The organism is Intrasporangium sp. (assembly GCF_035688975.1).
Taxonomy (GTDB): Bacteria; Actinomycetota; Actinomycetes; order Actinomycetales; family Dermatophilaceae; genus CALMNV01.
The window spans coordinates 23,985-32,602 of sequence record NZ_DASSMH010000103.1; the positions used below are offsets into that span (position 1 = coordinate 23,985).

6 protein-coding genes are annotated in these 8,618 nt (G+C 69.6%); 5 read left to right on the forward strand and 1 reads right to left on the reverse strand.

Features of this window, described 5'->3' with window-relative positions; all coding sequences use genetic code 11:
* The first annotated feature begins 35 nt into the window (after positions 1-35).
* The 3 genes from ettA (at position 36) to VFJ94_RS10955 (ending at position 4,940) form a co-directional block, all read left to right on the forward strand.
* Positions 36-1,718, forward strand: coding sequence for an energy-dependent translational throttle protein EttA (gene ettA, locus VFJ94_RS10945; RefSeq protein WP_325004240.1), 1,683 nt, complete (start codon positions 36-38; stop codon positions 1,716-1,718).
* A 207-nt stretch (positions 1,719-1,925) separates the two neighbouring features.
* Positions 1,926-3,602 carry an HNH endonuclease signature motif containing protein gene (locus VFJ94_RS10950; protein ID WP_325004241.1) on the forward strand — a complete coding sequence of 559 codons (1,677 nt, stop codon included), beginning with the start codon at positions 1,926-1,928 and terminating at the stop codon, positions 3,600-3,602.
* Between the two features lie 420 nt (positions 3,603-4,022).
* Positions 4,023-4,940 (forward strand): LLM class F420-dependent oxidoreductase, encoded by a 918-nt coding sequence (locus tag VFJ94_RS10955; RefSeq protein ID WP_325004242.1) that lies wholly within the window; start codon positions 4,023-4,025, stop codon positions 4,938-4,940.
* Here VFJ94_RS10955 and VFJ94_RS10960 read toward each other — a convergent pair.
* Complete coding sequence (locus VFJ94_RS10960) at positions 4,926-5,606, reverse strand: TetR/AcrR family transcriptional regulator (RefSeq protein WP_325004243.1); 681 nt, start codon at positions 5,604-5,606, stop codon at positions 4,926-4,928. The genes VFJ94_RS10955 and VFJ94_RS10960 overlap by 15 nt on opposite strands.
* Positions 5,607-5,683: 77 nt before the next feature.
* On the opposite strand from VFJ94_RS10960, the gene VFJ94_RS10965 reads away from it, so the two are divergent.
* Positions 5,684-6,829: an acyl-CoA dehydrogenase family protein gene (locus VFJ94_RS10965; protein WP_325004244.1), complete on the forward strand. Its 1,146-nt coding sequence runs from the start codon at positions 5,684-5,686 to the stop codon at positions 6,827-6,829.
* Positions 6,830-7,068: 239 nt separating this feature from the next.
* Positions 7,069-8,618: glycogen debranching protein GlgX (gene glgX, locus VFJ94_RS10970; protein WP_325004245.1), on the forward strand; the 1,550-nt coding region annotated here is incomplete at its 3' end.

Here is an 8,618-nt window from a genome sequence, read left to right on the forward strand (position 1 = left end):
CGGCCCCCTCGAGGGCAGGCCGATAACCTCGGGCCATGGCCGAGTACATCTACACCATGACCAGGGCGCGCAAGGCCCACAACGAGAAGGTCATCCTCGATGACGTCTCGATGTCCTTCTACCCGGGCGCGAAGATCGGGATGGTCGGCCCCAACGGGGCCGGCAAGTCGACGATCCTTAAGATCATGGCCGGCCTCGACCAGCCGTCCAACGGGGAAGCGCGCCTCGCGCCCGGTGCCACCGTGGGGATCCTTCTGCAGGAGCCGCCGCTCAACGAGGACAAGACCGTCCTCGGCAACGTGCAGGAGGGTGCCGGCGTCATCAAGGCGAAGCTCGACCGCTACAACGAGATCTCGGCGCAGATGGCAGACCCCGACGCGGACTACGACGCGCTTCTCGCCGAGATGGGCACCCTGCAGGAGGACATCGACCACGCCGACGCGTGGGACCTCGACAGCCAGCTCGAGCAGGCCATGGACGCGCTGCGCTGCCCCCCGGGTGACTCGCCGGTCACCACCCTCTCCGGCGGGGAACGCCGGCGCGTGGCCCTGTGCAAGCTCCTCCTGCAGAAGCCCGACCTACTGCTGCTCGACGAGCCGACCAACCACCTGGACGCCGAGTCCGTCCTGTGGCTCGAGCAGCACCTCGAGTCCTACGCCGGCGCTGTCATCGCCGTCACCCACGACCGGTACTTCCTCGACCACGTGGCGCAGTGGATCGCCGAGGTCGACCGTGGGCGCCTCTACCCCTACGAGGGCAACTACTCGACGTATCTCGAGAAGAAGGCCGAGCGCCTCACGGTGCAGGGCAAGAAGGATGCCAAGCTGCAGAAGCGCCTCAAGGAGGAGCTCGAGTGGGTGCGCTCCAACGCCAAGGGCCGGCAGGCGAAGTCCAAGGCGCGCCTGGCCCGCTACGAGGAGATGGCGGCGGAGGCGGACCGCACCCGCAAGCTGGACTTCGAGGAGATCCAGATCCCGCCGGGGCCGCGGCTCGGCTCCATGGTGATCGACGTGAAGGACCTGCGGAAGGGGTTCGGTGACCGGGTCCTCATCGACAACCTCTCCTTCACGTTGCCCCGCAACGGCATCGTCGGCGTCATCGGCCCCAACGGCGTCGGCAAGTCCACCCTCTTCAAGACGATCGTCGGGTTCGAGCAGCCGGACGCGGGAGAGGTCAAGATCGGCGACACCGTGAAGATCTCCTACGTCGACCAGGCCCGGGAGGGCATCGACCCGAAGAAGACGCTCTGGGAGGTCGTGTCCGACGGGCTCGACCACATCAAGGTCGGCCACGTCGAGATCCCTTCGCGTGCCTACGTCTCGCAGTTCGGGTTCAAGGGTCCCGACCAGCAGAAGCCGGCCGGCGTCCTCTCCGGCGGTGAGCGCAACCGCCTCAACCTCGCGCTCACCCTCAAGCAGGGAGGCAACCTGCTGCTCCTCGACGAGCCGACCAACGACCTCGACGTGGAGACCTTGGGCTCGCTCGAGAACGCGCTGCTCGAGTTTCCCGGTTGTGCCGTCGTCATCTCGCACGACCGGTGGTTCCTCGACCGGGTCGCAACGCACATCCTCGCGTACGAGGGCACCGAGGACGACCCTGCTTCGTGGTACTGGTTCGAGGGCAACTTCGAGTCCTACGAGGCAAACAAGGTCGAACGCCTCGGAGCTGAGGCGGCGCGGCCGCACCGCGTGACGTACCGCAAGTTGACGCGCGACTGAGCCACCGGCGTCGGCGGGTCGCCCGCCCGGGAGGCTGACCCAGTCGGGGCTCGCCCACACCCGTCGAGTGGCCAGTTCCGTACGCCACCCCCGTCTCGTCGAGTGGCCAGTTCCGTACGCCACCCCCGTCTCGTCGAGTGGCCAGTTCGGTCCTCATGCTGCGACGTATCGCAACCAGTGTCGGTGGCTCGTACTAGCGTTCGATACATGAAGAAGGGGACGGATCTGATTGAGGCGCTGCGGCGCCGCGTCGTCGAGCTGGAGACCGGTCAGGCAGCGGGTGGCGCTTCGTCGGCGTTTCTCGCGTCACTGGCTCACGCGCCGGAGACCGACTGGGTCGGTGCGCTCGGTGCGCTCGGTGCGTTCGCCCCAAACGCTCCGCCGCCTAGGTCGGCGTCTTCTGCCGGACCCGGGCCGGAGAGGCGTGGGGCGGATCGACGCTCGGCGCGGGCGGCACGGCGTTCGACTCTGGCGAGCTCGTTGGCGCCGCGCAGGGGCGTTTGGGCGCACATGAGCGCCGGTGAGCCGCTCCGGGTGGACCCGCGAGAGGTGGAGTGGCTGGACCGGGAGGCCATCGGCGGCGACGCGCTCGGAGGGGAGGCGCTCGACCCAGACGGGCCGGGTCGTGCTGGCGGGGACGCCAGTGATAGTGCAGACGCGTTCGAGTGGGATTCCTTGCCGTGTCCAGGTTCGCAGGCGCCGGTGGGAGTGCTGCTGGAAGCCTCGGTCGGAATGCCGTTGGTCCGGCATGCGGAGGGCGAGCTGCAAGAAGCAGTCGAGCACCTCGCCGCCTTGCGCGCCTCGTGCGAGTTGATGCTGGTGCACGTGCTGGCTGAGCTGGAGTCCCGTGGGCTTGCGCCGCCGGGCGGCCTGTCGGCGATCGACTGGCTGCGAGCCCACGACTCGGGCCTCTCTGCGGGCGCCGCGAAAGCGATCGTCACCGTCGCGCGGGCCGTCATCGAGCCGCGCTGGGCCAGCCTGCGGGCCCGCGTCGCCATGGGTCATGTCCCAGTGAGCAGCGCCGCGCAGATCGTGGAGTTGCACGAGCGCGTCCATCGGGTCGCCGACTCGGAGCAACTGGATGCGATCCTGGAGCACCTGACCGACCAGGCCGCCACCGCGCGGCCGGAACAGCTGGCCCGGCTCGTGCGCCAGCAGGCTGACCAGCTGACCCCACCGGGAGACGCCGAGCGGATGGACGAAGCCCGCCGCGGCTGTCGCGGCCTCTGGTTCACCGCACCCAACCGCACCGGCATGGTGCGAATGACCGCCGTGCTGGACCCTGAGGCGGCCGCCGTGGTCAAGGCCGCCGTCGACCCGCTCTCTGCGCCGTGCCCCGCCACGGACACGAAGGGCCGAACGGTGGAGCCGGACCCTCGGACTCCCGCGAGGCGCCGTGCAGACGCCCTCGTGGCGATCATCGGGCGGGGCGTGTCCTCCCCCGATGGAGTGCCCTCGACGGACAAGGCGAAGGTGATCGTCACCATCGAGCACGACGTCCTGACAGGGCGGCTGGCCGGGACCGGCACCACCCTGACCGGGGATGTGCTGTCCGCCGCCACGGTCCGCCGTCTCGCGTGTGATGCCGGGATCATCCCCATGGTGCTCGGTCGGGCAAGCGAACCGTTGGACGTCGGCAGAGAGCGCCGACTGGTGACCAAGGGCCTGCGACTGGCGCTGATCGCACGCGACCGCGGCTGTTCGTTCCCCAACTGCAGCACTCCACCGCAGTGGTGCGACGGACACCACGTGCACCACTGGTCCCGGGGCGGCAAGACCTCGCTGACGACCACCGCGCTGCTATGCCCACGGCACCACTCTCACGTGCACCAGCACGACCTCACCGCGACCGTGACTCCCACCTGCGTCACCTGGCACATCTGACGCGGGCCGGAAACGGTCGGGATGCGGCCGGCTCCCAGGGAGCCGGCCCGGCTCCGAGGGAGCCGGCCCAAACTGGTACCAACCTGTCCAGCGAGCTCACTCCGCGAAAGGGGGGCGCCACGAGGTCACCGCCGCACCGCCCCGCCGCGGGCCCCACTTCCCGGCGGGCGGGCCCCACTACCCGCGGGCCGCTGCCCGCTGCGACTGTGGCCTGGCCTCGGCCGCTACCCCACGTCGTGGCCGGCGATCTCCCCATGGGCCGCCAGCGCGGACCCGCACCCGCCGACGGGCGCATGGTGCTCGTCGATTCGCTCGTGCAGTTCTTGCGGCCCCGCCTCTTACGGCGCGCGGGCGCCACACCGGGGAGCCGGGGGCCGCGGTGCCCTCGACAATCACCCGCCGTGTGGCGAGGATCGGAAGATGCGACTGGGGCTGCAGGTCTCCCACTTCAGCTGGCCGGGTACGGCCGCCTCGATCGGCCCGACCTTCGGGCGGATCGCACGCGACGCGGAAGACGCCGGCATGTGGAGTCTGTGGGTCATGGACCACTTCTTCCAGATCGGCCCGATCGGCCCGCCCGAGCTCGAGATGCTCGAGGGCTACACCGCGCTCGCCTTCGCCGCCGGCCAGACCTCGCGGATCGAGGTCGGCACCCTGGTCACCGGCGTGACGTACCGCCACCCCGGCATCCTCGTCAAGACCGTGACGACGCTGGACGTCCTCTCGGGCGGCCGCGCGTGGCTCGGCATCGGCGCGGCGTGGAACGAGGACGAGCACCGCGGGCTCGGGGTGCCCTACCCGCCGGTCAAGGAGCGCTTCGAGCGGCTTGAGGAGGCGCTCCAGATCGCCTTGCAGATGTGGTCGGGGGACGAGAGCCCGTATGCCGGTCGCCACTACTCGCTCGAACGCCCCCTCAACAGCCCGCCCGCCATCCGCCAGCCGCACCCGCCGATCCTCATCGGCGGCATGGGGCAGAAGAAGACGATGCGGCTCGTCGCACAGTACGCCGACGCCTGCAACTTCTTCGACGTGGGCACGGACCGGCTCCGCGTCGCCTGCGACGTGCTGCGCGGCCACTGCGCCGACGTCGGCCGGAGCTATGACGACATCAGCAAGACGGTCCTGACCCGGATGAGCCTGTCGGCGTCGGGCGAGCAGGCGGCGTCGGGGGAGCCGACCAGCTCCGTGTCCGCGGCCGTCGACCGGCTGGGCAGGCTTGCCGAGGCGGGGATGGACGACGCCATCCTGGGGCTCGGCAACCAGACCGACCCCGCGGCCTACGAGCTGGTGGCCGACGTGGTCCGCCAGGTCGCGGGGGTCACGTCAGCGGACCGCTGACCCTGCGGACGTGGCGCCGACCAGCCGCAGCGCGAGGGTGGCGTTCGTGGCGCCGATCTGCGCGGGGCTGCGCCGGATCGTGGGGGAGTACCAGCGGGCGACGTCGACGACGATGGAGAGCAGGGCGAGCGCGGTGTCACCGACGTCGTCGATCGTGAAGGCGCCGGTGGCGACGCCCCGCTCCAGGACGCCGCGCACGAGGGAGTCGATCTCCTTGCGCAGGGCGAGGACCTCGGCGTGGTGCTCGGCCGAGAGGTGGTGGTGCTCGTACTGCACGACCCGGGCGACCTGGTACTGCTCCACGTGCCACTCCGAGAAGCGCGCCATCAGGTTGGTCAGCTGACCGGCGGGCGTGCGGTCGGCAGCAATCGCTTCGCGGACCCGGCGCAGCGCCGACTGGTGCCCGACCCGGCTGAGGTTGAAGAGCAGCTCCTCCTTGGAGCCGAAGTGCACGTACACGCCGGCCGGGCTGAGCCCCGCCCGCCCCGCGATGTCGCGCGTCGTGGTTGCATGGAACCCCTTGTCGGCGAAGGCCTGTGCAGCGGCACCCATGAGCCGCTCGACCGTGGAGGCGTCGGCGTCGGTGGCGCCGGCCGGCGCCGCCGCCGGGGTGCGGGCCGGGAGCTGACTCGGCCCAGGCGGGCTGTGCGGGGTGGGCGTGTGCACGTTGACAGCATGCCGCAGCCGCGGGACACTAAGCAAGCGCTTAGTTACTGATTAGTACCACGCCCGAGGAGCCAGCCATGCCGCGTCACATCTACGACGAGGACCACGAGGCGGTGCGTGCGTCCGCGCGCGCGTTCGTCGCCCGCACGCTGGCCCCCCGGGCGCAGGAGATGATCGAGATCAAGTCGATCCCGCGCGAGGTGTGGAAGGAGGCGGGCAAGCAGGGCCTCTTCGGCTTCGACATTCCGGAGCAGTTCGGTGGGGCGGGGGTGGACGACTACCGCTTCAACGCCGTGGTCTCGGAGGAGATGTCGCGCTTCAACGCCGCCACGAGCTCGTGCTTCGGCATCCACTCCGACGTGTGCCCGCCCTACATCGTCGACCTCGGCACCGAGGAGCAGAAGCAGCGCTGGTTGCCCGGCATGGCAAGCGGCGACCTGATCTGCGCCATCGCCATGACGGAGCCGTCCGGTGGGTCGGACCTGGCGGCGCTCAAGACGACGGCGGTCCGCGCCGGCGAGGGGTGGGTCCTCAACGGCTCGAAGACCTTCATCACCAACGGCTACCAGGCGGACCTCGTCATCGTCGCCGCCCGCACCGACCCCGCCCGAGGCGCCAAGGGGATCACCCTGTTCCTGGTGGAGCGCGGCATGCCTGGCTTCGCCAACGGTCGCAAGCTCGACAAGGTCGGCATGCCGGAGTCCGACACCGCCGAGCTCTTCTTCGACAACGTCCGCGTGCCCGACGAGAACCGGCTCGGCCCCGAGGGGGGCGGCTTCGTCGCGATGATGCAGCGACTGCCCCAGGAGCGGGTCGGTGCCGCCGTGTCCAACGTGGCGCACGCCAAGGCGATCCTCGAGGAGACCATCGACTACGCCAAGGAGCGCAAGGCGTTCGGTCAGCCCATCGGGGCTTTCCAGCACAACAAGTTCCTCCTCGCCGAGCTCGTCACGAAGATCGAGGTCGCCGAGGCGTTCGTCGACGACTGCGTGCTGGCCCACGCGGCGCGAAAGCTGTCGGCCGTCGACGCGGCCAAGGCGAAGTGGTGGAGCTCGCAGGTGCAGAACGAGGTGCTGGACCACTGCGTGCAGCTGCACGGCGGCTACGGCTTCATGAACGAGTACCGCGTGGCCCGCGCCTGGCGCGATGCCCGCGTGACGAAGATCTGGGCCGGGTCCAACGAGATCATGAAGGAGCTCATCGGCCGGGACCTCGGCCTCTGACGTCCCGCATGTCGAGCACCTGCCGTGCCAGGGGTTTGTCCCCGGCCCGCGCGGGGAACGGGGTACCCGCTCGGGCTCGGGGGGCCCGGACGACCGGGTTGCGGCATACCGGCCGGTTATGTGTTCGCCCCCCGGGCAGGCGACAATGACGGTTCGCGGCCAGCGCCGTCCGCGGTGGGGCGCTACCTTGTGCCCTGCCGCGGCCGCGCGCCGCGTATCACGACAACGGAAGAAGCTTCATGGAGATCTGGCCCGGACACAGCTACCCCCTCGGGGCGACGTATGACGGGAGCGGCGTCAACTTCGCCGTGTTCTCGGAGGTCGCCGAGAAGGTCGAGCTCTGCCTCATCGACGACGACCTGGTCGAGACCCGCCTCGAGCTGCCGGAGGTGGACGGCTTCGTGTGGCACGGCTACGTCCCCTACGTCCAGCCCGGTCAGCGATACGGGTTCCGCGTGCACGGCCCCTACGAGCCGGAGAACGGCCACCGGTGCAACCCGGCCAAGCTCCTCCTCGACCCCTACGCCAAGGCCATCGAGGGGCAGCCGGACAACCACCAGGCGATGTTCTCCTATCGCTTCGGCGACGAGGACGCGGCCACGACGAAGGACATCGACACTACGGACAGCCTGCCCCACAGCATGCTCTCCGTCGTCGTCAACCCGTTCTTCGACTGGGGCGACGACCGTCCGCCGCGGCACGAGTACCACGACACCGTCATCTACGAGGCCCACGTCAAGGGGCTGACCCAGCTCAACCCCGAGATCCCCGAGGAGATCCGGGGGACGTATGCCGGCATCGCGCACCCGGCGACGATCGCCCACCTGCAGGACCTCGGCATCACGGCGATCGAGCTCATGCCGGTGCACCAGTTCGTGCAGGACTCCCACCTGCTCGACCGGGGACTGCGGAACTACTGGGGCTACAACAGCATCGGCTTCCTGGCGCCCCACAACGGGTATGCCGCAGGCGGTGAGCGCGGGCAGCAGGTGCTCGAGTTCAAGGCGATGGTCAAGGCGCTGCACGAGGCCAACATCGAGGTGATCCTCGACGTCGTCTACAACCACACCGCCGAGGGCAACCACATGGGCCCGACGCTCGCCTTCCGCGGCATCGACAACAACGCGTACTACCGGCTCGTCGACGACGACAAGGCGCACTACTACGACACCACCGGCACGGGCAACAGCCTGCTCATGCGCCACCCGCACGTGCTGCAGCTCATCATGGACTCGCTGCGCTACTGGGTGAACGAGATGCACGTCGACGGCTTCCGCTTCGACCTCGCGGCCACGTTGGCCCGGCAGTTCCACGAGGTCGACCGGCTGTCGGCCTTCTTCGACCTGATCGAGCAGGACCCCGTCGTCAGCCAGGTCAAGCTCATCGCCGAGCCGTGGGACCTCGGCGACGGCGGCTATCAGGTCGGCAACTTCCCGCCTGGATGGACCGAGTGGAACGACAAGTACCGCGACACGATGCGCGCGTACTGGAAAGGCGACGGCGGCGTCATCGGCGAGTTCGCGCAGCGCCTCACCGGCTCGAGCGATCTCTACGAGCGCAGCGGCCGCCGCCCGCACGCGAGCATCAACTTCATCACCGCGCACGACGGCTTCACGCTGAACGACCTGGTCTCGTACAACGAGAAGCACAACGAGTCCAATGGCGAGGACAACCGCGACGGGTTCGACAACAACCGCTCGTGGAACTGCGGCGCCGAAGGCGAGACCGACGATGCCGCGATCGAGGCCCTGCGGGCGCGCCAGAAGCGCAACGTCATCGCTACGCTGAT